Raw genomic sequence first — 23314 nt, 5'->3', positions numbered from 1 at the left:
TTGTATAGAAGTAATGACGAGCAAAAAATGGAACTAAGTTTACAGCTTATACCAAAAAGCCACAAATGCTGGTTTAAGTGTTAATTTTAAAAATATGATCAACTACAGAAGTGAGCCTGATTATAGGCAACAACACAGTTCTTTCTTCAGCTGGGATCGACTCCTGAAGGACTCACCTACAATATTTTTAATTTTATTCTTTCTCTTTTTGTTCCTTCTTATTCTTTGGGCTCAACTTAAATATGATCTTTTTTGTTTAGCTTTTTGTCCAATATGATCAAAAAGTAATTTTTTCTTTTGCTAACAAATAATGTTGTCTGCTTCTGGAGAATTCCAAAGAGACCATTAGATGCCCTTTTCAGCTATTTCTGTATCTTTGCCGGTTATAAATCCTGTTGATGTGGGAAAGCAATTGTGCTTTTTCTGAAAATTTCAACAGGAAGATTTAATCCAAAATCAGGTATTTCCGTGGGAAGTAAGAATAAACTTAAGAGATTTAGAGAGAACGAGACTTTTGAAAATGTCATTCAGCCATCTCGGGAAGAAGTTGTAGGGGAAGGTTTTCAATTCAAGGGGAATTGGAACAAGGAATTCTTTAAAAATGACAATCCGCTGGTTTTGGAATTGGGCTGTGGAAAAGGCGAATACAGCGTTGGTCTTGCCCAGGCTTACCCGCAAAAAAACTTTATTGGAATAGATATCAAAGGTGCCCGCTTTTGGAGAGGTGCAAAAACTGCTTTGGAGGAGGAACTTTCCAACGTTGCTTTTATACGGAGCCAGATTGAATTGGTAGATTACCTTTTTGCTGAAAATGAAGTAGACGAGATATGGATTACTTTCCCAGATCCACAAATAAAGTACAAAAGAACAAAGCACAGGCTCACAAATTCTGAATTTCTTCAGAAGTACAAAAAGATACTCAAACCAGACGGAGCGGTGAATCTCAAAACCGACAGTGAATTCATGCACGGTTACACCTTAGGGTTGCTACATGGCGAAGGTCATGAAATTCTTCATGCTAATCATGATGTCTACAAGAATGAATATTCTCCAAAAGAAGTAGTTGGAATTCAAACTTTTTACGAAAAACAGTATCTTGAACAGGGAAAAAGAATAACTTTCGTGAGATTTAGGATAAAATAGCCACTTTTGGAAGAGACGAAACTTTTCCTTATCACTTATTTTGCTGCCCTTTTAGGAGTAGTGCCACCGGGGCTTGTTAACATGAGCGTGGCTAAAACCTGTGTGCAAAAAGGAAAACGCAATGGAATGTATTTTGCCAGTGGTGCATCCTTCATTGTGCTCATCCAGGCTTTTATAGCTATTTTACTGGCTAAATACATTTTTAATAATCCTTACGTCCACAATATTCTTCTACGTACCGGCCTTGTCATTTTTATCCTTATGGCTGTTTATTTCTTTGTTATGGCGCAAAGGAAAAAGAAGGAAGTTAAAGTTGAGGACACTACAGGAATGCGAAGCATTATAAAAGGAATGGCGGTTTCTGCGCTCAACGTCTTTCCCATACCCTATTTTTGTGCGCTTGGAGCGGCGTTAAATGTTAGTGGAAAAGTTGATTACCACAACATTCAGATTTTATTATTTGTTATAGCGGCTTCCCTTGGTACTTTTTCGACGCTCTACCTATATGTGATGTTCTTTATTAGAATTGAAGAAAAAGCCACTTACTTCTCTCGTTATTCCAATTATTTCATGGCCATTTTAATGCTGGTACTGGTGGTGATCACCCTCTTTAGAATCTTTTATGGCTGAATCTGAAAGCTTTTTTGAAAGAGTCTATGCAGTTGTGCGCCAAATTCCTGAAGGAAGAGTGACGAGTTATGGTGCTATCGCCAGGTTTTTGGGAGCTTCTGGAAGTTCCAGGATGGTGGGCTGGGCCATGAATTCGGCTTCAAAAATGGAGGATATTCCCGCGCACCGGGTGGTAAATCGGAATGGTTTGCTCACCGGGAAACATCATTTCCCGGGAACCTACGTCATGCAGCAACTGCTGGAAGAAGAAGGGGTTGAGATCAGGGACGATAAAGTTGTTGCATTTAAATCGCTTTTCTGGGATCCTTCCGAAGCAGAATAAGGCTCTAAAACCCCATTTTTGGATCTTAATCAAAAACTGATAATAGCTTCGTTATCTTAGCTTTTCAACTTATATTTGCATTTAGAATCAATCTATATAAGACACCTAATTCAGGAAAAATCACAGCATGAAATTAGATAAAAAGGAAATATTAAAGGCACTTGAAACAATTTCTGTTTCCGGAGAAGGAAAGAGTATGGTGGAGAGTGGTGCAGTGCAAAATATAATGACCTTTGGAGATGAGGTGGTTGTTGATTTATTGCTTACAACTCCTGCTCTTCATATTAAAAAAAGGGCCGAAGTGGATGTGATGAAGGCTATCCACGAGCATGTGTATGAGAAGGCCAAGGTAAAAGTGAATGTGAAGGTGCAGGCGGCCGATAAACCGGAAATTAAGGGGAAGCAAATCCCCGGAATTAAAAATATCATAGCAGTAGCCTCTGGAAAAGGAGGAGTAGGAAAATCTACGGTGACATCAAACCTTGCAGTTACCCTGGCAAAAATGGGTTTTAAAGTGGGTGTTCTGGATGCCGATATTTACGGTCCTTCTGTGCCTATGATGTTTGATGTAGAGGCAGAAAGACCACTTTCTGTAAATGTTGACGGAAAATCCAAAATGAAGCCGGTCGAAAATTATGGGGTGAAGATCCTTTCGATTGGGTTCTTTACAAAGCCAAACCAAGCGGTGATTTGGAGAGGCCCAATGGCTTCCAAGGCTCTTAATCAAATGATCTTTGATGCAGCCTGGGGAGAATTAGATTTCATATTAGTGGATTTACCACCGGGAACAGGAGATATTCACCTGTCCATCATGCAATCGCTTCCTATAACAGGAGCGGTGGTGGTGAGTACGCCGCAAAATGTTGCGCTGGCCGATGCAAAGAAAGGAGTTGCAATGTTCCAGCAGGAGAGCATTAATGTTCCGGTGTTGGGAATTGTTGAAAATATGGCTTATTTCACTCCGGAAGAACTGCCAGATAATAGGTATTATATCTTCGGAGAAGGAGGTGCAAGAATGCTTTCAGAAGATTTACAGGTGCCATTCCTGGGAGAGATTCCAATAGTGCAGAGCATTCGTGAAGCGGGTGATATTGGTCGTCCCGCAGGTCTTCAGGAGGGAACTCTTCTGGTAGATTCCTTTGAGAAAATGGCACAGAATGTAGTACAGGAAACCGTTCGAAGAAATAAAAGCCTTCCGCCTACCGAAGCTATTAAAATTACCACTATGGCTGGCTGTAGTGCAGTAAAAAAATAATATGACAAGCGAAGAAGTAAAAACAAATGTAGAGAGAGCGCTGGAGGAGATCCGGCCTTTTCTTAAAAACGATGGAGGGAATATTTCCCTTATTTCCATTGAGGATGATCGCCTGGTAAAGGTGCAGCTAGAAGGAGCCTGTGTAGGATGCAGTGTGAACCAGATGACACTAAAATCTGGAGTGGAAATGACTATAAAAAAATATGCCCCACAAATAGAAAGAGTCGTGAACATTGAAAGATAGCGGCTGCTATTGGTTCTTGTGATCTTTTTCTGAAAATGTAAGAAAGCAATGATTAAAACAGATATGTTGATTATAGGCGCCGGCCCAACCGGGCTTTTCGCCGTTTTTGAAGCAGGATTATTAAAATTAAAATGCCATTTAATAGATGCACTTCCTCAACCGGGAGGGCAGTGTTCTGAAATTTATCCTAAAAAACCCATTTATGACATCCCTGGTTTTCCAGAGGTGCTTGCTGGCGATTTGGTGGATAATCTCATGGAACAGATCAAACCTTTCGAACCGGGATTTACTCTTGGGGAGCGGGCAGAAACCATTGAGAAACTGGAAGATGGTTCTTTCGTGGTGACTACCAGTAGGGGCACGCAGCACAATGCACCGGTGGTGGTTATTGCTGGCGGTCTGGGTAGTTTTGAACCAAGAAAACCACCTATTTCTAACATTTCTGAATATGAAGATAAAGGAGTGGCCTATATTATTCGCGAGCCAGAAGTTTACAGAGATAAAAAGGTAGTAATTGCCGGAGGTGGAGACTCTGCTTTAGACTGGTCTATCTATCTTGCCGATATTGCTTCGGAAGTTTCCCTGGTGCACAGGAGAAATGATTTTAGAGGGGCGCTTGATTCTGTAGAAAAGGTGTCTGAATTAGCAAAACTTGGAAAGATAAATCTTATTACTGAAGCCGAAGTTGTTGGTTTACGTGGAGAAGACCATTTGGATTCCGTGGTAATAAGACATAAAGGAGAAGCTTCAGACGAAGAAATAAAGGAAACCGATCACTTTATTCCCCTTTTTGGATTATCACCCAAACTAGGACCAATCGCAAACTGGGGACTGGAAATCGAAAAGAATGCTATTAAAGTAGATAACAGCTACGACTACCAGACAAACATTCCCGGAATTTATGCAATTGGTGATGTGAATACCTACCGTGGTAAACTGAAGCTCATCTTATGTGGATTCCACGAAGCTGCAATTATGTGTCAAAGTGCGTACCAACGTATATTCCCAGATAAGAAATATGTGATGAAGTATACAACCGTAAGCGGTGTGAGCGGCTTTGACGGTAGTAAAAAAGAGGCAAAAAGAGAAGTGGTAAAAAGTATAAATTAAGCGGGTTTTATAGGATGTCAGATATTAAAGTTACAGTAATTGATCGCGAAGGTGAAGCGCATCTGGTCGAAGCGCCTACAGATATGAACATGAACCTCATGGAAGTGATTCGGCTACATGAACTTGCTCCCGAAGGAACTATTGGAATATGCGGAGGAATGGCAATGTGCGCCTCCTGCCAGTGTTATATGCTCAGCCACGATCACCTGTTGCCCGAGAAAAGCTATGAAGAAGAGGATATGCTGGACCAGGCTTTCTTTGTTAAAGATAACAGCCGACTTAGCTGCCAGATTCCCATCACTCCCGAGCTTGAAGGGCTGGAAGTAAAACTGGCACCTTCTTCTGAGGAGTAAGCTTCAGAAAAAGATTAAATAATAACAACATTTAAATTCCGCTCTCGCTTTGGGAGCGGTTTTTGTATTTCAGAAGGAATAATTTTATCTTAAAGAGATGGTGTGGAATGTACTTGTATTTTATTCAAAAAAGTCAAGCGACTACCTGAAATACAACGGTGTGATCTCCAAAAAGGAGGTAAAACTGAAGGAGGTTTGCTGTGAAAAATATAAAAAGGGCAAACGCTGTAAACGCTGCCCTTGTTTTGACCTGAACTTAAATGTTCAGGATCTTTAAAGTTTTATTTCCAGGCTTTATTGAAATGCCGGGATTCCTGTAATGTCAAAACCAGTAATTAAAAGATGGATATCGTGTGTACCCTCGTAAGTGATCACACTCTCCAGGTTCATCATATGGCGCATAATGCTGTATTCCCCGGTTATTCCCATTCCGCCCAGTACCTGTCTCGCTTCTCTGGCAATTTTGAGAGCCATTTCTACATTGTTTCTTTTCGCCATTGAAATTTGTGCTGAAGTTGCTCTTCCTTCGTTTCTTAAAACTCCTAATCTCCAGGCGAGCAATTGAGCTTTGGTGATCTCGGTGATCATTTCGGCCAGCTTCTTTTGCTGAAGTTGAAAACCTGCAATGGGTTTTCCGAATTGTTCTCGTTCCTTAGCATATCGAAGCGCAGTGTCGTAGCAATCCATAGCTGCACCTATTGCTCCCCAGGCTATTCCATAACGAGCAGAATCCAGGCATCCTAAAGGAGCTCCCAAACCGCTTTTTTCGGGCATCAGGTTTTCCTTTGGAACTTTGACATTGTCGAAAATTAATTCTCCGGTAGCACTGGCCCGCAGAGACCATTTGTTGTGAGTTTCGGGAGTGGTAAATCCTTCCATGCCACGTTCTACAATAAGTCCGTGGATACGACCTTCTTCGTTTTTGGCCCATACAATGGCAACATCTGCAAAAGGAGAATTTGAGATCCACATTTTTGCGCCGTTAAGCAGATAGTGATCTCCTTTATCTTTAAAGTTGGTGGTCATTCCGCCAGGATTAGAACCGTGATCGGGTTCTGTAAGTCCGAAGCAGCCCATATATTCTCCTGATGCGAGTTTCGGCAGGTATTTTTTCCGTTGTTCCTCTGTTCCGTATTTATAGATAGGATACATCACCAGCGAAGATTGAACGGAAGCTGTGGAGCGAATGCCGCTGTCACCCCTTTCAATTTCCTGCATGATCAATCCATACGAGATCTGGTCCAGTCCTGCACCGCCATATTCTTCGGGAATGTAAGGGCCGAAAGCACCAATTTCCGCAAGACCTTTGATGACCGGTTTGGGGAATTCCGCTTTTTGCGCTGCATCTTCTATAATGGGAGACACATCACGCTTCACCCATTCGCGGGCTGCGTCGCGAACCATTTTATGTTCATCGGAAAGTAAGTCGTCAATATTATAATAATCTGGAGCCTGGAAGAGATCTTTTTTCATGTGCTTGAGTGTTGAATCTGTAAGATTTTACAGGTAAATTTAGCGAAAGCACATCAAGCCGCCAATATTTTGTACAAATAATAAAAACGGCAGCCAGATTCTGGAAAAGGGTAGTTTGCACTACATTTTCAGATAAAAATCCTTTACCAGGTTAATATATTCTTCGGTGTAGTCGTGGCGTGTATTTTCAATAACCAGTTCTTCCGGTTTTAATCGTGTTTTAGAAAAACTAAGTTCCAAAAGTGTCCTTTTTTCGGCAGAATCCGCAGTTCCCTTTACACGTGTTATTCGTTGAGGATAAAGTCCTACCTCCTGTGCTTTTTGTAGGAAATGGTTTTCTTCCTTTCTTGGAAAAATGACACAAAATTTGCCATTTTTGGATAATAAGTGGGTGACTCCCTCAATAAGTTCATCAAAAGGCAAGGCTTCAGCAAATCGCGCAAGATTTCTTTTTGCATCTCCTGAAGAATATTCATCAGAATAAAATGGCGGATTACTCACGATAAGGTCATATTTCTCCTCATTCTGCATTTCCTCCACAAATTCATCAAAAGCTGCATGATAACAAAAGAGTCGGTCGCCCCAATCGCTGTTTTCAAAATTCTCCACGGCCTGTTCGTAAGCGTCTTCATCAATTTCCAGGGCGTCGATTAGCTCCGCATTGCTTCGCTGAGCAAGCATAAGAGCAATAACGCCGGTACCGGTTCCAATATCAAGGATGGTCTGCGGATCGTGTTCCAGAGAAGCCCAGGCGCCCAGTAAAACTCCATCGGTCCCAATCTTCATCGCGCATCGCTCTTGTTCTATAGAGAATTGTTTGAATTTAAAAGGCTTGTTCATAAAATTTGGAAATAAAAGCACCAGATTCCAAACTTTTAGAATGGAACAGTAATGCTATGGTTTCGATTTCAAAGTTTGAATTTTCTTTTTGAAATTCCTTGAAATAAAGTGCAGATTGGAAATTAATTTTCTGGAATTTGATCTACAAGTAGAGGTCGATCAAGCCTTCAGGTGTCTTGACAAAAACTGTTTTGTTTTCTTTATCCATTTTATGAAGGAACTCATCATTCATTGGGATGAGTATTTGTTTTCCATTCTTTTCTATTTCGAAAAGCGCCTGTGACGTAGTGTCGTTAATTCCCGTGAGAATACCCACTGTGCCATAATTGATATCTTCCACAGTGAAGCCAATCACTTCATGGAAGTAAAATTGATCTTCGTTAAGCTTTGGAAGAAGGGCAAGCGGAAGATAAATATCACACTTCAATAGATCTTCGGCATCTTCTTCGCTTTCCACATCTTCAAATTTCACCCTAAGCAGGTTACTTTTTTGAAGTGAACTTTTTTCAATAAAAAATGGAACCAGATTATTGTCATAATTGACAAAAACTGATTCCATTTCTAAATAACTTTCAGGTTCATCGGTATCGAGTTTGATCAATACCTCTCCTTTAAAACTGAATTTACTAACGATCCTGCCAAGATAGAAACATTCTTCTTTTGTCATTGTTCGCTAGTTAGAACGTTATGATCCTGCTTGTTCTTGCTTTTCGTCTGTTTTTGCTTCTTCAGCAGTTGCGTCGTCTACCTCATTGGCAGCAGCAGCTTCCTGATCTTCAGTTGTTTCTTCAACTTCAGGTTGTGCAGCAGCGGCAGCTTCAGCTTCACGTTTTGCATTTACTTCTCTTTCAGCTTCAAGCGCCTTATCTTTGGCTTCTTGTTGCTCTTTGCTTAAAGTTTCCTTTTTAGCATCTACTTTACCTTCTTTCTCCTGAAGCCATGCATTGAATTTCTCTTCTGCTTGTTCTTCGGTTAAAGCGCCTTTTCTAACTCCACCTGCAAGGTGGTTCTTAAGTAAGACTCCTTTGTAAGAAAGGATAGCTCTTGCAGTATCTGTTGGTTGTGCTCCATTCTGTAACCATTTTACAGAACTGTCAACATCCAATTCGATTGTTGCAGGATTGGTGTTTGGATTGTAAATTCCTAATTTTTCAAGAAACTTACCATCTCTTCTTGTCCGCGAGTCTGCGGCAATGATCCAGAAAAAAGGCTTCCCTTTTTTACCGTGTCTTTGTAATCTTATTTTTACAGGCATAAAAATTAATTTGTGGGGTTCCCGACCCCGATTATTAATGAGGATGCAAAGATACTATTATTTTTGTTTCGCGATTACAGGAATGTGAAAAAAATAATTCCTTTATAATCCTTGATATTCTGAGGATTAGGATGGGTGTCTGGCTCCTTGTGAAAACCCGTGAAGTAGTGCTAAAGCATGTTAAATCCTGCAATGACATTATGATTAATCCTTATCTTTATCCAGGCGCAAAAGCGTTTTGAAAAATTGTAAATGAAAAATGATGAGGAAGTATGAAGTATTCAGAAGAAATGGCAGACAAGCTTAATGAACTGCTGGAAAAGAACTATGACTCCGAAAAGGGATTTAGAAATGCGGCAGAGGACGTTCAAAATTCGCGGTTAAAAGGCTTTTTTGAGGAAAAGGCAGCAGAGCGTTATGATTTTGGTCATGAATTGAAAACGGAGATTAGAAATTTTGGAGAAGCACCCGATAAAGGCTCCAGTATTAAAGCCGATGCCCACAGGACCTGGATGAATTTAAAGTCTGCTTTGAGCGGCAACAACGAGGAAGCTGTACTGGAGGAAGTGATTAGGGGTGAGAAGCTTGCGGTTGAAAATTACAATGAAGTAATTGAGAAGATTGACTTTCCACCAAGTACAAAGAATCTTCTCTTAAAGCAGCGCAATGCGATACAGCAAACCATTGAAAATGCAAAATCTCTTGAAGAATCGTTTTCATAGGGATTTGGTTTAGTTAGTTAGCAGGGAGACCCGGAAATTTAATTTTCCGGGTTTTTTTATGGAATTAAGCTTTGTTTTTGGAATTTGAAAAGACGTTGATAAAACCTCAAAACTTTCTTGAGGATGCACTTTTTTTATCCTTAATTTTATGGCTGAATTTTTGCTCCAATAATTTCTTCTTAAAACCTCATTTTCAGAAGGAATACTATAAAACTCCTGTAGCATGTACCTTATATTTGATACCGAAACCACCGGATTGCCCAAACGATGGGATGCACCCCTGACCGATTCTGACAATTGGCCCAGATGTATTCAAATAGCCTGGCAAATCCATGATGAAATGGGAAACCTTGTGGAAAACCAGGATTATCTGGTCCAGCCTGAAGGTTTCAATATACCTTATGATGCCGAGCAGGTTCATGGGATTTCTACAGAACTGGCGCAACAACAGGGCGCACCTTTAAAGGAGGTTTTAGAGAAGTTCCAAAAAGCCCTTTCCAGGTCGAAATTTGTGGTAGGTCAAAATGTAGGTTTTGATGTCAATATTATGGGAGCGGAATTCTATCGGGAACAAATGGAAAATACCCTTCAGGAACTACAGGTACTGGATACCTGTACCGAAAATACTGCACAACTTTGTTGTATTCCCGGAGGGCGTGGGGGAAAATTTAAACTTCCAACTTTAACTGAATTACACGAATTCCTGTTCAATGAACCTTTTGCTGAAGCTCACAATGCAACTGCCGATGTGGAGGCTACCACCCGTTGCTTCCTAGAATTGATCAGAAAAGAGAGCTTTACCGCGGAAGAACTGGATGTTTCTCCAGATTACTTTAGAAACTTTTCAGAAGCAAATCCGCAACCAATTCAGCTCATCGGGTTAAAGCATATCAACCTGAAAAAGGCTTCCGATGAAATAAGGAAGAAGCTTAAAAAGGAGCAGGGTGGAGCAGAAATTTCTTCCGAAGAAATAGAAGAAAACCTGGAAATGCTTGATGAGGTTCAGTTTGCTCATCTTCATAATCACAGCCAATTCTCAATTCTGCAGTCCACCATTAGCATCAAAGATTTAGTGAATTCTGCAGCTGGCAATAATATGCCGGCTGTCGCTCTTACAGATCATGCTAATATGATGGGCGCCTTTCATTTCGTAAAGGAAGTGGGAGCGTATAACAAAGGAATAAAAGCAAAGAACGAAGCTGCCGCCGCTAATAATGAACCCGCGGAAGGGAAGGAGCTTAAAGCAATTATTGGTTGTGAATTCTTTGTATGTGAAAATCATAAAGATAAATCAAGAAAAGATAATGGTTACCAGGTGGTGCTCCTGGCTAAAAATAAGAAGGGTTATCACAACCTGGCGAAAATGTCTTCCATTGCCTATACCGATGGATTCTATTATGTGCCTCGAATAGATAAAGAAGTCATTAAACAATATAAAGAAGATATCATTGTCCTTACCGGAAACCTGTACGGTGAAGTTCCCGGCAAGATCCTGAATGTTGGTGAAAACCAGGCCGAAGAAGCCCTTTTATGGTGGAAAGAGCAATTTGGGGAAGATCTTTACATTGAACTCATGCGGCACAACCAGGAAGACGAAGACCGGGTAAATGCGGTGCTGGTGCAGTTTGCAGAGAAACACGATGTGAAGCTGGTGGCGACAAACAACACCTATTATTGTGCACAGGAAGATGCCAATGCTCATGATATTTTACTTTGCGTAAAAGACGGTGAAAAACAGTCTACCCCTATTGGCCGTGGCCGTGGTTATCGTTATGGGCTTCCAAACAACGAATATTACTTCAAATCTGGTGATGAAATGAAGTCTCTATTCAAAGATTTGCCACAGGCTATTTCTAATGTCCAGGAGATCGTGGATAAAATTGAACCTTATGAACTGGCGCGTGATGTATTATTGCCGGCATTTACCATTCCGGAAGAATTTCTTGTGGAAGAGGACAAAGTAGATGGTGGAAAGCGAGGTGAAAATGCATACCTGAAGCATATTACCTACGTTGGAGCAAAAGAACGTTACGGTGAGATTACGCCATCCATAAAGGAGCGGCTGGATTTTGAGCTTTCTGTCATTGAAAATACGGGATATCCGGGTTATTTTCTTATTGTAGAAGATTTTATTCGGGAGGCGAGGAATATGGATGTATCGGTAGGACCTGGAAGGGGTTCGGCTGCAGGAAGTGCTGTTGCCTATTGTCTCGGGATTACCAATATTGACCCGATTAAGTACGATCTGCTTTTTGAGCGCTTCCTGAATCCGGACAGGGTGAGCATGCCCGATATTGATATTGATTTTGATGACGAAGGTCGCAGCCGTGTGATGGACTACGTGATCCAGAAATATGGAGCCAACCAGGTGGCGCAGATCATCACCTATGGAACGATGGCGGCGAAATCGGCTATTCGAGATACCGCGCGCGTGCTGGATCTTCCGCTGAGCGATTCAGACAGGATAGCCAAATTGATCCCGAATATGTCTAAGCTGGGCAAAATTTTTGGGGTTGATGAAAAGGATCTGAAGAAGAAATTCAGAGCTGAAGAACTTGAAAAAGTTCATGAGCTTTTAAATATTTCCGAAGGAGATGACCTGGAAGCGCAAACTGTGAACCAGGCAAGAATTTTGGAAGGTTCTGTGCGAAATACAGGAATACATGCCTGTGGAGTGATCATTACACCAAGTGATATTACCAATTTTGTTCCGGTCTCGGTTGCAAAAGATTCAGATCTTTATGTGACCCAGTTCGATAACTCGGTTGTTGAAAGCGCCGGACTGTTAAAAATGGATTTCCTGGGATTAAAAACCCTCACCTTAATTAAGGATACGGTGAAGATCGTAAAAGGACGCCACGGAATTGATCTTGATCCCGATAGCTTTCCGCTAGATGATGAGGAAACCTACAAACTCTTCCAGCGAGGAGAAACAGTAGGGATTTTCCAGTATGAATCTCCCGGGATGCAAAAGCATATGAAAGACCTGAAGCCCACGGTTTTTGATGACCTTATTGCCATGAATGCGCTTTACCGTCCCGGGCCCATGGAATACATTCCCAGCTTTATTGCCAGGAAACACGGGAAGGAAGAAATTGCCTACGATTTACCTGATATGGAGGAATATCTTCAGGAAACCTACGGAATTACAGTATACCAGGAGCAGGTGATGTTGCTTTCTCAAAAGCTGGCAGGATTTACAAAAGGTGAAGCCGATGTGCTTCGGAAGGCGATGGGGAAAAAGATTTTTGCCTTGCTGGAACAGCTTAAACCTAAATTCCTGGACGGTGGGGAAGCAAAAGGTCATCCGCGGGAAATTCTTGAAAAAGTATGGAAAGACTGGGAAGCCTTTGCAGCCTATGCCTTCAACAAATCGCACTCTACCTGTTACGCCTGGATCGCATACCAGACGGCTTATTTGAAAGCGCACTATCCTGCCGAATATATGGCTGCAGTGCTTTCCAATAATATGAACGATATCAAGCAGGTGACCTTCTTTATGGAAGAATGTAAGCGTATGAAGCTGAATGTTTTGGGACCCGATGTAAACGAATCTTACCATAAATTTTCGGTAAATAAAGACAATGCTGTTAGGTTTGGGATGGGCGCCATTAAAGGAGTCGGTGCGGGCGCGGTTGCGACCATTGTTGAAAACCGAAAAAAGGGAAATTACAAGTCCATTTTTGATTTAGCAAAGCGAATCGATCTACGGGCTGCCAATAAAAAAGCATTTGAAAACCTTGCACTGGCGGGAGGTTTTGACAGTTTAGGGAGTTCACACCGCGCCCAGTTCTTTCATGATGATGGCGACGGAATTACATTTTTAGAAAAAGCTATAAAATATGCTGCGAAATTTCAGGAGAATGAAAACTCGGCGCAGGTAAGTCTTTTTGGAGATGCGAGTGATGTGCAAATCCCCGAACCTGAAGTTCCGCCGTGTGGTGAGTGGGGAACCATGGAGAAATTGAAGCGGGAGAAAGAAGTGGTGGGAATTTACATTTCAGGGCATCCCTTGGATGATTTCAAGATAGAAATGAATTATTTCTGTACAGGAAAAGTCTCAGACTTTAAAGACCTTGAAAAGCATGTGAACCGGGAACTTTCTTTTGGTGGAGTGATTAGTGATGTGCAGCACCGCACCTCAAAAATGGGAAAAGGCTGGGCTGCTTTTACGGTGGAAGATTATTCAGATTCTTATGAATTCAGGATGTTTGGAGAGGAGTATCTTAAATATAGACACTTCTTAATTGAAAATAACTTTGTCTACATCAAAGCTTTTATTAAGGAGGGCTGGATGAATAAAGATACCGGGAAAAAGGGAGAACCTAGGCTTCAGTTTAACTCTTTTCAACTGCTGCATGATGTGATGGATATTTATGCGAAGAAGCTTACTATTCAGCTAAATATAGATGAGCTTATGGAAGAAAAAATCACGGCGTTAAAAGACATTTTTAGCATGCACCAGGGTGACCAGCTTCTAAATTTTGTGATTTATGAGATGAAGGAGCAGGTGAAATTGCATATGCCAAGTAGAAAGCAAAAAGTGAAGATCTCCCAGGAATTGCTGGACACGCTGGAAGAGGAGCAGGTGCTTTATAAGCTGAATTAGGATTCCAAAAAAGGGACTTTATGAAGAAGTTTCTGAAGAACTTGTGATTCGTCAAAAATAGCGGCAGACAATATGCAGATAGGCAAATCCAATCTGTAGTTTGTAAGGATTGCAAAAATATTTGACTAATTTTACAATTATATACAAAAGAACAAAAAAGAACAATTATGGCTTTAGAGATAACTGATGCAACTTTCGAAGAGAAAGTTTTAAAGAGTGACAAACCTGTGATGGTTGATTTTTGGGCAGCATGGTGCGGCCCTTGTAGAATGGTAGGACCCATCATTGACGATTTAGGAAAAGAATATGATGGCAAAGCAGTTGTTGGTAAACTTGATGTAGATGCGAACCAGGAATTTGCTGCCAAGTATGGAGTGCGAAACATTCCAACTGTTCTTATTTTCCAAAATGGAGAAGTGGTAGGACGTCAGGTAGGTGTTGCTCCAAAAAATACCTATGCCGAAGCTTTGGATGCTTTGTTGTAGTAGATGATTTTTCCGAAGAAATGCTTCGGAAGAGTAGAAAAGGTTCGGTTCATTGCCGAACCTTTTTCTTTTTGGGTAAAATTAGGTTTAAATAAATTAAATTGCTCTCAAAATGCCATTTTTGAGTGGTGTAACAGCAGTATCTTATGGATCTACGGCAGGAAGTACATAAAGCAGATGGATTTACAAACCTTGAGCTGCTGGCAAGGCAGGTGGTGGAAGGTTTTATTTCCGGAAAGCATAAAAGTCCCTTCCATGGATTCTCTGCGGAATTTGCCGAACATAGAAGCTACAATCCTGGGGAGAGTACGAGGCACATTGACTGGAAACTTTTCGCGAAGACAGATAAGATGTACACCAGGAGGTATGAAGAGGAGACAAATCTCCGTTGTCATCTCATTTTAGATAATTCGGCCTCCATGCATTTTCCGGAGATAAGAAACTTCGGAATAGATTCTTTGAATAAGATTGGGTTCTCGGTACTGGCGTCGGCCTGCCTGATGAATATCTTCAAGAAGCAGCGGGATGCCGTGGGATTAAGTATATACAGCAATTCATACGAATACTATGCGCCCGAGAAAGGAAGCGACAGGCATCACCAGATGCTTTTGTACGCTCTTTCTAATGCTGTTGTAAGGCCGAAGAAAACTAAGAAGACAGAAACTTATGCCTACCTTCATCAAATTGCTGAAAAATTAAAAAGGAGGTCACTTATTTTTTTATTTTCAGATATGTTCCAGACAGATGTAGAGGAAAAACAGCTTTTTGAAGCTTTAAGACATTTAAAGTATAATAAACATGAATTGATCCTTTTTCATACGGTAGATAGAAATAGAGAAATCCTCTTTGATTTTGACAATGCGCCCAGGCGATTTACCGATGTGGAAACCGGGGAAAAAATAGATGTTTATGCTGAAAATATTCGAGATAACTATCATCGTGCGGTATCAGAATATTTTCAGGATCTCAGGCTAAGGTGCGCTCGTTATGGGATTAAGTATGTGGAAGCAGATGTTAATGAAAATTTCAGTAAAATTATGACGACGTATTTGATTGAACGTCAAAAGTTTATTTAGAAGTTTAAAAAACTTTTGAAATTTATTTAAAAATATATTTGTGGAATCTAAAAACAGCTGTATATTTGCCCTCGCAATCAAGCAACGGTCTGGTAGTTCAGTTGGTTAGAATACCTGCCTGTCACGCAGGGGGTCGCGAGTTCGAGTCTCGTCCAGACCGCAAAGTTGCAAAAGCCTTTCAGAAATGAGAGGCTTTTTTTATGGGTAAATTTTTGCAAAATTGTGGAAACTCCTATACTTCGGATCATTCCTAAATGTTGTGGACTAGGCAAATATTCTGGTTAATCTGAAGAGGAAGAACTCTACATTTTCCACCCCTCTGAATTGACTTCTAAAAGCCTTAATTTTTGCATTAAATGATTCTGCAGAGGCATTCGTACTTCTGTTTTGGAAGTAGTTTAACATGGACCTATAGTTGAGTTTAATGCTGTTGGCGACAGTGTTAAAGGCTCTAAAACCAGTTTCCTCCACTTCCCTTTACCAGTGCGCGAGCTTTGTAAAGGCTACACCTTTGTCCTTTGTTTGATTGAATATACTTCTTAGGTTGTTCACCAAAGAGTAAGCTTGATGAATATCGGGATATTCCTTGAAGAGGATCTCTGCACGCTTTGTTTGCTTTTTTGTCCATTTGGAGGTGGCTTTGTAGAGTAGATATGTGCTTCTGGCAAGTAGCTGTTTATGAGAATCACCATTTGACAGCAACTCAGGGATATATTTCTTTCCTGTTTGTTTAGCTTTTTGTAGTTGTTCATTCTCTCTATCAATAGCTTCCCATCGGTGTTTGATTCTTTGATTCTGAAGTGCATCTATAGCTAGCTTCTGGACGTGGAACCTGTCAGTTACCTGAATAGCTTTAGGGAAGCATTTAGAAGCGATATGCTTCATTGAAAAAGCCATATCCAGATTTATCTCCCGAACCTTGTTTCGCAGGGATGATGGGATCTTAAGTAGCTGCTTAACGATTGGTTCAGCCTTTGTTCCTGCTATAATGGCCACTAAAGCACCTTTCTTTCCTTTAGCTTTTTTATTGGTGATGATGGTGTAGAGTTCCCCCTGAGATAAAGCTGTTTCATCAAGAGAGAGGTGAGGGCCAATATTTTCAGGAAAAATCAGGTACCGCTTAGCATGTTTCTTTTCCTTCCACTCTTTAAAATCACTCAGATGGTCCTTATACTGCCGCTGTAACTTCTTTCCATTGACAGCAAAGAATGATTCGATGGTATGGCAATCAGATGCCTTCGTATCGACTAATTTCTTTTAAAAAAGCAGCGAACTCTGTGGTCATCCGAGTTCCCTGTGCTACTAAGTTCCAGTCTCTTTGAACTAGTTGACCTGTATCTTTATCTATCCATCTACGACGTTTAACATGAAGATAAACCGTGTTTCCTCGTAAAGGAAAATCCTGAATAGTCACTTCTTTATGGAATCCTTTAGATGCCAATACCTTCGAGGTGATCCTTGCGCTTTTGTTGTTGGTAGCTACTCCCTCTTCGGCTCAGGAAAAGGGCAGGGTTCTGGAGGAGTTGCTGATTGCCGTTGAAAATTCTTCCATTTACGATGAAGCTAAATTAGAGCAGATAGATAGCCTAAGACAGGAGCTGGGCAAAAGCGAAGCTGATCTCTTTTCAAGGTTTGAGCTGAACAGAGAACTACTGCAGGAGTACAAAGTCTTTCATCAGGATTCTGCTTACGCCTATGGAATTAGAACACGAAGACTGGCTGAGCAGCTGGACAGTATACCATTAATAGCCGATGCTGTTTTAAACCTTGCCGATGTAAGTGTATCGGCAGGAATGTATAAGGAGACACTCGATCTGCTTGAATCCATAGATCCCGATGAAATTCCTGAACATCTGAAATCCCTTTATTACGGACTTTTGGGAAGAGTGTACAGTGAGATGGCAGAGTACAGTAATCTCTCGCATTTTTCGGTGCAGTATGCGGAAAAAGTCAAAATCTACAGAGAAAGAGCCCTGAGCTATACGGAAGAGGGAACTTTCTTTCATTCCTTTCTGGCAGCTTTTATAACTTTAAACGAGGGAAAGGAGGAAGAGGCCCTCGAGATGTTTTCTGATCTACTTGAACAGAATTTGCAGCCACGGGAACAGGCTTTGGTGTAGTATTTCCTTGGAGATATCAATGACCGCGTCGGAAACAGGGAAGAAGCCATAGAATATTTTGCCAGGGCTTCTCTCCGGGACATTGAACTTCAACCAAGGAAACATAGACGAACATTCGGTATCTGAACTTCTTTTTGAGAGAGATGATTTGAGAGACATTCAACATTTATTCAAAAGATGAACGAAGACGCAGCTTGTTATGGAGTGCAGTATCGTAGGATTCAGGTAGGTGCAATGAAGAAAAAATAATTACCAGAATCGAGGAACAAAGAGAGCGGCTGTAGCGGCAGACGCTAATAGTTTCTTTCCTTCTCATATTTGTTTTGATCCTGGCAATAATTGTTTATCTCCAGGCGAGAAGCCTTAAGTCCGCAAGAAAGGCTCTTTTGATCGCACATGAAACCTTGAAAAAATTACCACGTTCGGGATAATTAACAAAAATTATTTATATTAGTACTTTGTTTGAACATACTAACATAGTATTTAAGAAATCTTAGTTGAAATTAAAAGTTGATCATCAGAGCCCTGTGCCTTTACATATACAAGTTGAGCATCTTCTGCGGAATTTAGTTGAACTTCCGGAATTTCAAAATGGAGCTTTTCTTCCCAAAGAATTAGAGCTTTCAAAGTTGCTGGGGGTTTCCAGAAATACCATTAGGCAAGCTGCTAATAAACTGCAGAATGAAGGATTAATTATTCGGAAGAAAGGGGTCGGGACAAAGGTTTCAAAAAAGGTGATCTCCACCAACTTAAATGAATGGCATAGTTTCACTCAGGAAATGAACTCCAAAGGAATTCCATTTAAGAATTTCTCCTTAGACGTAAAATGGGTGTATCCTGATGAACATATTGCAAAATTTCTGAATGTTTCAACAGATAATAAAATATTGCGATTATCCAGACTAAAAGGGAGCGATGAGCCCCTGGTATATTTTCAAAGCTTTTTTCAGCCTCGTCTCGGGTTAACCGGTGAGGAAGATTTTCAAAGACCTTTGTATGAGATACTGGAACAGGATTATCATACTGTGCCTGCTGTTTCAAAAGAAAATATTAAAGCAGGAAAGGCCAATGAATATGCAGAAGTTCTAAGGATAAAAAAGCAGGACCCTATATTAATTCGGGAAAGGTTTGTTTCTGACCCAGGGAATCGCCCAATAGAATATAATATCGGTTATTACCGGAATGACAGGTTTACCTATTCGATTGAAATTAGACGATGATGTATAGCGTAGGTGTAGATATTGGAGGAAGCCATGTAGCATCCTGTATGTTTGAACATAGGAACAAAATATTGCAGAGGAACACCTGGGTATACAGGCCGGTGGACACAATGGCTTCAAAAAATGTCATTATTCGGCAGTGGGTTGAAACTATTAAGAAATCAATTGAACTGTCAGGGCAGGAAATTGTAGGAGTGGGAATAGCTATTCCTGGACCCTTCAAATATTTTGAAGGAATAAGTATGATTTCTGGAGTGGAAAAACTGGAGGCGCTATACGAAGTAAATGTTCGGGAGGAATTAGCTGAAAAATTAAATATACCAGCTTCTAAGATTCGTTTTATTAATGATGCAGCTGCATTTTCTATTGCTGAAACTGCCATGGGCCCGGCTTCTGAAGTGAAAAAAGTAGTCGCTATAACTCTGGGGACAGGTTTAGGCTCCTGCTTCCTCCATAAAGGCCTGCCACTTCTGGACCATGCGAAGGTTCCTAAAGGAGGTTTTTTGTACAACCAGGTATACCATGGTAAAAATGCTGATGATGTATTTTCTACACGTGGCATTCAAAAACATTATTATGAGCTTGCAGGTAAAACAGTTAACAGTGTAAAAGAATTAGCTGATACAGCAGCTTATGACACAAAGGCTGCAGAAACTTTTCAATGGTTTGGAGTAGAACTAGGGAAATTTCTTGCGCCTTACCTACAGGAATTTGAAGCGGAAATGCTGGTGATAGGAGGGAACATTTCAAAAGCTAAAAAATATTTTATGCCGGGTTTGATGGCGCAGGTGAAGCATACCAGAATATATATTTCGAATTTTGGAGAGGAGGCAGCGGTAATAGGGAGTAGTCTTCTGTTAGAAGATGATTTTTACACATCATTAATTCCTACTCTAAAATCAATGTAAAAGAAAAGGCCATGAATAAAACGAACTTAAATTTTATTCTTCCTGTACTTCTTTGTTATATAGTGATGGGTTTTGTAGATATTGTAGGTGTTTCGGTAGGTTATGCACAGCGCGATTTCGATCTGTCCCCAGAGCTTGCGCAATTAATACCTTCCATGGTCTTCGTTTGGTTTTTTATTCTTTCTATTCCCGTCGGAATCTTTCAGAACAATTACGGAAAAAGAAAGGTTCTTACCATTGGTATTTTCTGCACGGCCTTAGGAATGTTTGTGCCATTCATTTATTATTCTTACCTCACGTTATTACTTTCTTTTGTCATTCTTGGAATAGGAAACACAATAATTCAGGTTTCTTCTAATCCACTTTTACAGGACACGGTGAGTGAAGAAAAATTTTCCAGTTTTATGAGCCTTTCTCAATTCATAAAATCTCTAAGTTCATTATTGGGTCCTGTGATTGTGACAATAGCGGTGTCTTATTTCGGTGATTGGTTGTACGTTTTTCTGGTATATGGATTTTTCTCTATCATTTCTGGACTTTGGCTTGCCTTTACACCTATTCAGGAAAACCGGTCAGATGTAAAAGCCTCTTTCAAGACTTCGCTTCGGTTGCTGAAGAATCCTCTGGTTCTCTCGATGGTGCTTACCATTTTTCTCCTTGTAGGCCTGGATGTAGGTATGATCACAAATATTCAAAATTTATTAGTTCAGAAATTCAGTATCCCGCTAGAAGAAGCATCTTTGGGAATAAGCCTTTACTTTTTAGCTTTAATGATAAGCCGATTTGCCGGAGCAGTATTATTGACCAGGATTAGCAATGAAAAGTTCCTTTTTTGGTCATCATTATTGACGGTTTTTTTTCTTTTATGTTTAATTCTTGCCCCTACCGGAACGCTGGCTTTAACTGCCATTTTTTTAATCGGTTTAAGTTCCGGAAACCTGTTCCCGCTCATTTTTTCTCTCACCATAAGCCGCATTCCGAAACGGTCCAGTGAAATTTCCGGATTAATGATCATGGCAATTGTTGGTGGTGCTGTTATTCCCCCGGTGATGGGTTTCGTGCACAAAAGTGCAGGGATTACAATGAGCTTTGGGATACTTCTCCTTTGTGCGACTTATGTATTTTTCTCCTATTATTTATTTAAAAAATTAAGTCAAAAATGAACAAGTTACTTATTAGCCTTTCAGTTTTAGCTCTGTCAGTCTCCTGTATGAACCCTGTGACTTCTGAAAAAGAGGCCGTAATCACTAAAGATTTACTGGGGTATGTTGATCCCAACATAGGAACTGCGCATAGCAGATGGTTTTTTTACACTCCGGCTGCAGTACCCTTTGGAATGGCAAAACTGGGTCCTTCAACAAACGGCAGTTATGGAAACGAAAATGGGTGGGAAGCTGTCGGTTATGACGGAAGACACACCAGTCTTGAAGGATTTGCCAATCTCCATGAATTTCAAATCGGCGGATTTCTTTTTGCCGCCACTACGGGAGAATTACAAACCACACCGGGAACTTTGGAAAATCCAGATTTGGGATACAGGTCTCGATTTGATAAAGAAGACGAAGTGGCAACACCTGGATATTATAAGGTGAAATTAAAAGATTACAATACTACAGCTGAACTTACTGCCACTAAAAGGGTGGGTTTTCAGAAGTATACATTTCCAGAATCCAAGGAAGCTCATATCATTTTAGACATAGGAAATCAGTTGGGTGAAAGCGGGAAGGTAAAGGATGCCTCGGTGACTTATAATGAAGAGAATCATACGGTTGAAGGATGGGTGATTACCTATCCTGAATACGTTAAAAAGTATCAGCCTGAAGGAGAAATAAGGATGTATTTTTATGGCGTGGTAGACAAGGAGCCAAGGGAGACCGGCACATTTAAAGGTGAAGAGGTTTTTCCCAATACCACCAGTGCTGCCGGAATAGGAGCGGGTCTTTACCTGAATTTTGATACGGCTCCAGAAGAAGAAATTACCATAAAAGCAGGTTTTTCATACACTTCTGTTGAAAATGCAAAATTAAACTTAGAAATTGAAGCCCGTGACCTTTCTTTTGAGGAAGCAAGATTGGCTGCGGAACAAGTCTGGTTTGAGGAATTGAGTAAATTAAAGGTAACAGATACTTCAGAAGTAAATAAGACGAAATTTTATACAGGCCTGTATCATGCCATCCTGGGAAGAGGACTGGCAAATGATGTAAATGGAGAATTTCCTGAAAATGATGGTTCAGTCGGTCAAATACCCTTAGATGAAAATGGACAGCCTGAATTCACATTCTATAATACAGATTCTGTTTGGGGCGCCTACTGGAACCTGACGCAGCTCTGGACCCTGGCGTGGCCGGAGTATTATAATGATTTTGTGCAGTCACATTTAGCAGTGTATAAAAATTCCGGATGGTTGGGGGATGGTTTGGCCAATTCGAAATTCGTTTCCGGAGTAGGAACCAATTTTGTGGGCTTGATCATCGCTTCAGCATATCAAAGTGGCATTCGCGATTATGATGTAGAACTTGCTTTTAAAGCAGCTTATGAGAACGAAGTGAAACATCTCAATCGCAATCTAGGAGCAGGAAAAACAGACCTGGGCCAGTTCGTGGAACAGGGATATATAGATTACACACCTGGTTGGGATACTAATCCCGAGGGGTCTGCTTTTTCTGTGTCACATACTTTAGAATATAGTTACAGCAGTTACGCGGTGGCTCAATTTGCCAAGGCTCTTGGCAAGGAGAAAGAATATCAGGAATTAATGGAATTATCACGCAACTGGAAAAATCTCTACGATGCGTCTATAGATTTCGTGAGACCAAGAACATCATCGGGAGAATTCCTGGCAGATTTTGATCCTTTTGCTCCCTGGGTCGGATTTCAGGAAGGAAATGCGTGGCAGTACACCTTCTATGTCCCACATACACCTAAGGAATTGGTATCTACTATGGGTGAAGAAAAGTTTGTAAAACGATTAGACTCCATTTTTACGGTTTCTGAAAAAACCAAGTTCGGTGGAGAGGAAATAGATGCATTTGCAGGTGTAAAATATTTGTACAACCAGGGTAATCAGCCGAATCTTCATATTCCTTGGCTTTTTAATTATACAGATCATCCATGGCTGACCCAGAAATGGGTAAGGGAAATAGGCAACGAATTCTATGGAACCGGGGAAGTGCATGGATATGGATATGGGCAGGATGAAGACCAGGGGCAGTTGGGCGCTTGGTATGTGATGTCTTCTTTAGGGCTATTTGATGTAAAGGGATTAATAGAGACCGAGCCCAGTTTCCAGTTTGGCAGTCCTCTCTTTAAAGAAGTAAAAGTAGATGTTGGTGCAGGAAATACCCTTATCATAAGAACGATTAACAATGAACCTGATAATTATTATATACAGGAAATAACATTAAACGGAGTACCCTATTCCAAAAAGGAAATCCCTCTGGCAGTGTTAAAAGACGGCGCTGTATTGGAATTTACCATGGGATCAGAACCTGAGCCTGCTCTTTATAGAAATTAAATTTTAACGTTTAGGAGTTTATAAAATGAGCTTTT

Annotated in this window: 20 protein-coding genes, 1 tRNA gene and 2 pseudogenes; 17 read left to right on the top strand and 6 right to left on the bottom strand. The window is 40.7% G+C overall.

What is annotated here, in order from left to right:
- Window positions 1–468: 468 nt before the first annotated feature.
- From trmB to ACOV1Q_RS00310, 7 genes are all read left to right on the top strand, one after another.
- Entirely contained in the window at window positions 469–1143 is a 675-nt protein-coding gene (trmB, locus tag ACOV1Q_RS00340) for a tRNA (guanosine(46)-N7)-methyltransferase TrmB (RefSeq protein ID WP_424492440.1), read from the top strand.
- A gap of 6 nt (window positions 1144–1149) precedes the next feature.
- Window positions 1150–1773 carry a LysE family translocator gene (locus ACOV1Q_RS00335; protein WP_424492439.1) on the top strand — a complete coding sequence of 208 codons (624 nt, stop codon included), beginning with the start codon at window positions 1150–1152 and terminating at the stop codon, window positions 1771–1773.
- A complete protein-coding gene (locus ACOV1Q_RS00330) occupies window positions 1766–2095 on the top strand; it encodes an MGMT family protein (protein WP_424492438.1) in 330 nt (109 codons plus the stop codon). Before ACOV1Q_RS00335 ends, ACOV1Q_RS00330 begins: the two co-directional genes overlap by 8 nt.
- A gap of 127 nt (window positions 2096–2222) precedes the next feature.
- On the top strand, window positions 2223–3350 hold the full coding sequence (locus tag ACOV1Q_RS00325; protein WP_424492437.1) for an Mrp/NBP35 family ATP-binding protein: 1128 nt from the start codon (window positions 2223–2225) through the stop codon (window positions 3348–3350).
- Between the two features lies 1 nt (window position 3351).
- Complete coding sequence (locus ACOV1Q_RS00320; RefSeq protein ID WP_424492436.1) at window positions 3352–3594, top strand: NifU family protein; 243 nt, start codon at window positions 3352–3354, stop codon at window positions 3592–3594.
- 48 nt (window positions 3595–3642) lie between these two features.
- Window positions 3643–4704, top strand: coding sequence for an NAD(P)/FAD-dependent oxidoreductase (locus ACOV1Q_RS00315; protein ID WP_424492435.1), 1062 nt, complete (start codon window positions 3643–3645; stop codon window positions 4702–4704).
- A 14-nt stretch (window positions 4705–4718) separates the two neighbouring features.
- Entirely contained in the window at window positions 4719–5057 is a 339-nt protein-coding gene (locus ACOV1Q_RS00310) for a 2Fe-2S iron-sulfur cluster-binding protein (RefSeq protein WP_424492434.1), read from the top strand.
- A gap of 294 nt (window positions 5058–5351) precedes the next feature.
- Here ACOV1Q_RS00310 and ACOV1Q_RS00305 read toward each other — a convergent pair whose 3' ends face one another.
- From ACOV1Q_RS00305 to ACOV1Q_RS00290, 4 genes are all read right to left on the bottom strand, one after another.
- A complete protein-coding gene (locus tag ACOV1Q_RS00305) occupies window positions 5352–6530 on the bottom strand; it encodes an acyl-CoA dehydrogenase family protein (protein WP_424492433.1) in 1179 nt (392 codons plus the stop codon).
- Between the two features lie 120 nt (window positions 6531–6650).
- Window positions 6651–7370, bottom strand: a complete 720-nt coding sequence (locus tag ACOV1Q_RS00300; RefSeq protein WP_424492432.1) for a tRNA1(Val) (adenine(37)-N6)-methyltransferase — start codon at window positions 7368–7370, stop codon at window positions 6651–6653.
- A gap of 142 nt (window positions 7371–7512) precedes the next feature.
- Window positions 7513–8037, bottom strand: a complete 525-nt coding sequence (gene rimM, locus ACOV1Q_RS00295; protein ID WP_424492431.1) for a ribosome maturation factor RimM — start codon at window positions 8035–8037, stop codon at window positions 7513–7515.
- Window positions 8038–8055: 18 nt separating this feature from the next.
- Window positions 8056–8625: a 30S ribosomal protein S16 gene (locus ACOV1Q_RS00290; RefSeq protein WP_424492430.1), complete on the bottom strand. Its 570-nt coding sequence runs from the start codon at window positions 8623–8625 to the stop codon at window positions 8056–8058.
- A gap of 272 nt (window positions 8626–8897) precedes the next feature.
- On the opposite strand from ACOV1Q_RS00290, the gene ACOV1Q_RS00285 reads away from it, so the two are divergent.
- The 5 genes from ACOV1Q_RS00285 (at window position 8898) to ACOV1Q_RS00265 (ending at window position 15677) form a co-directional block, all read left to right on the top strand.
- Window positions 8898–9347 carry a ferritin-like domain-containing protein gene (locus ACOV1Q_RS00285; RefSeq protein ID WP_424492429.1) on the top strand — a complete coding sequence of 150 codons (450 nt, stop codon included), beginning with the start codon at window positions 8898–8900 and terminating at the stop codon, window positions 9345–9347.
- Between the two features lie 223 nt (window positions 9348–9570).
- On the top strand, window positions 9571–13956 hold the full coding sequence (gene dnaE, locus ACOV1Q_RS00280) for a DNA polymerase III subunit alpha (RefSeq protein WP_424492428.1): 4386 nt from the start codon (window positions 9571–9573) through the stop codon (window positions 13954–13956).
- Window positions 13957–14084: 128 nt separating this feature from the next.
- A complete protein-coding gene (trxA, locus tag ACOV1Q_RS00275; RefSeq protein ID WP_424493378.1) occupies window positions 14085–14441 on the top strand; it encodes a thioredoxin in 357 nt (118 codons plus the stop codon).
- Between the two features lie 146 nt (window positions 14442–14587).
- Window positions 14588–15517, top strand: a complete 930-nt coding sequence (locus tag ACOV1Q_RS00270) for a DUF58 domain-containing protein (protein WP_424492427.1) — start codon at window positions 14588–14590, stop codon at window positions 15515–15517.
- 86 nt (window positions 15518–15603) lie between these two features.
- Window positions 15604–15677 (top strand) — tRNA-Asp (locus ACOV1Q_RS00265).
- A gap of 104 nt (window positions 15678–15781) precedes the next feature.
- On the opposite strand, the pseudogene ACOV1Q_RS00260 reads toward ACOV1Q_RS00265, so the two are convergent.
- Together ACOV1Q_RS00260 and ACOV1Q_RS00255 are read right to left on the bottom strand one after the other, a co-directional pair.
- Window positions 15782–16735, bottom strand: a pseudogene (locus ACOV1Q_RS00260) (ISAon1 family transposase).
- Between the two features lie 10 nt (window positions 16736–16745).
- A pseudogene (locus ACOV1Q_RS00255) lies at window positions 16746–16961 on the bottom strand (ISAon1 family transposase N-terminal region protein); the annotation flags it as partial.
- A gap of 7 nt (window positions 16962–16968) precedes the next feature.
- Between ACOV1Q_RS00255 and ACOV1Q_RS00250 the strand changes: the two are divergent.
- The 5 genes from ACOV1Q_RS00250 (at window position 16969) to ACOV1Q_RS00230 (ending at window position 23279) form a co-directional block, all read left to right on the top strand.
- A complete protein-coding gene (locus ACOV1Q_RS00250; protein WP_424492426.1) occupies window positions 16969–17637 on the top strand; it encodes a hypothetical protein in 669 nt (222 codons plus the stop codon).
- Between the two features lie 497 nt (window positions 17638–18134).
- Window positions 18135–18857 carry a GntR family transcriptional regulator gene (locus ACOV1Q_RS00245; RefSeq protein WP_424492425.1) on the top strand — a complete coding sequence of 241 codons (723 nt, stop codon included), beginning with the start codon at window positions 18135–18137 and terminating at the stop codon, window positions 18855–18857.
- Complete coding sequence (locus ACOV1Q_RS00240; RefSeq protein WP_424492424.1) at window positions 18854–19765, top strand: ROK family protein; 912 nt, start codon at window positions 18854–18856, stop codon at window positions 19763–19765. Before ACOV1Q_RS00245 ends, ACOV1Q_RS00240 begins: the two co-directional genes overlap by 4 nt.
- Before the next feature lie 11 nt (window positions 19766–19776).
- On the top strand, window positions 19777–20928 hold the full coding sequence (locus ACOV1Q_RS00235) for an MFS transporter (protein WP_424492423.1): 1152 nt from the start codon (window positions 19777–19779) through the stop codon (window positions 20926–20928).
- On the top strand, window positions 20925–23279 hold the full coding sequence (locus ACOV1Q_RS00230; protein WP_424492422.1) for a GH92 family glycosyl hydrolase: 2355 nt from the start codon (window positions 20925–20927) through the stop codon (window positions 23277–23279). The genes ACOV1Q_RS00235 and ACOV1Q_RS00230 overlap by 4 nt, the downstream gene beginning before the upstream one ends.
- Window positions 23280–23314 lie beyond the last annotated feature (35 nt).

Origin of the sequence: Salinimicrobium maris (genome assembly GCF_049680855.1) — a bacterium.
Lineage (GTDB): Bacteria > Bacteroidota > Bacteroidia > Flavobacteriales > Flavobacteriaceae > Salinimicrobium.
Note: the sequence above shows the minus strand (reverse complement) of the source record. Positions and strands in the feature narration are given on the sequence as shown.

Excerpts from the sequence above, each read along its gene's own strand:
- ACOV1Q_RS00330 (WP_424492438.1), top strand. The coding sequence starts at position 1,766 with ATGGCTGAATCTGAAAGCTTTTTTGAAAGAGTCTATGCAGTTGTGCGC.
- ACOV1Q_RS00325 (WP_424492437.1), top strand. The coding sequence starts at position 2,223 with ATGAAATTAGATAAAAAGGAAATATTAAAGGCACTTGAAACAATTTCT.
- ACOV1Q_RS00320 (WP_424492436.1), top strand. The coding sequence starts at position 3,352 with ATGACAAGCGAAGAAGTAAAAACAAATGTAGAGAGAGCGCTGGAGGAG.
- ACOV1Q_RS00315 (WP_424492435.1), top strand. The coding sequence starts at position 3,643 with ATGATTAAAACAGATATGTTGATTATAGGCGCCGGCCCAACCGGGCTT.
- ACOV1Q_RS00310 (WP_424492434.1), top strand. The coding sequence starts at position 4,719 with ATGTCAGATATTAAAGTTACAGTAATTGATCGCGAAGGTGAAGCGCAT.
- ACOV1Q_RS00305 (WP_424492433.1), bottom strand. The coding sequence starts at position 6,530 with ATGAAAAAAGATCTCTTCCAGGCTCCAGATTATTATAATATTGACGAC.
- ACOV1Q_RS00300 (WP_424492432.1), bottom strand. The coding sequence starts at position 7,370 with ATGAACAAGCCTTTTAAATTCAAACAATTCTCTATAGAACAAGAGCGA.
- rimM (WP_424492431.1), bottom strand. The coding sequence starts at position 8,037 with ATGACAAAAGAAGAATGTTTCTATCTTGGCAGGATCGTTAGTAAATTC.
- ACOV1Q_RS00290 (WP_424492430.1), bottom strand. The coding sequence starts at position 8,625 with ATGCCTGTAAAAATAAGATTACAAAGACACGGTAAAAAAGGGAAGCCT.
- ACOV1Q_RS00285 (WP_424492429.1), top strand. The coding sequence starts at position 8,898 with ATGAAGTATTCAGAAGAAATGGCAGACAAGCTTAATGAACTGCTGGAA.
- dnaE (WP_424492428.1), top strand. The coding sequence starts at position 9,571 with ATGTACCTTATATTTGATACCGAAACCACCGGATTGCCCAAACGATGG.
- ACOV1Q_RS00270 (WP_424492427.1), top strand. The coding sequence starts at position 14,588 with ATGGATCTACGGCAGGAAGTACATAAAGCAGATGGATTTACAAACCTT.
- ACOV1Q_RS00240 (WP_424492424.1), top strand. The coding sequence starts at position 18,854 with ATGATGTATAGCGTAGGTGTAGATATTGGAGGAAGCCATGTAGCATCC.
- ACOV1Q_RS00235 (WP_424492423.1), top strand. The coding sequence starts at position 19,777 with ATGAATAAAACGAACTTAAATTTTATTCTTCCTGTACTTCTTTGTTAT.
- ACOV1Q_RS00230 (WP_424492422.1), top strand. The coding sequence starts at position 20,925 with ATGAACAAGTTACTTATTAGCCTTTCAGTTTTAGCTCTGTCAGTCTCC.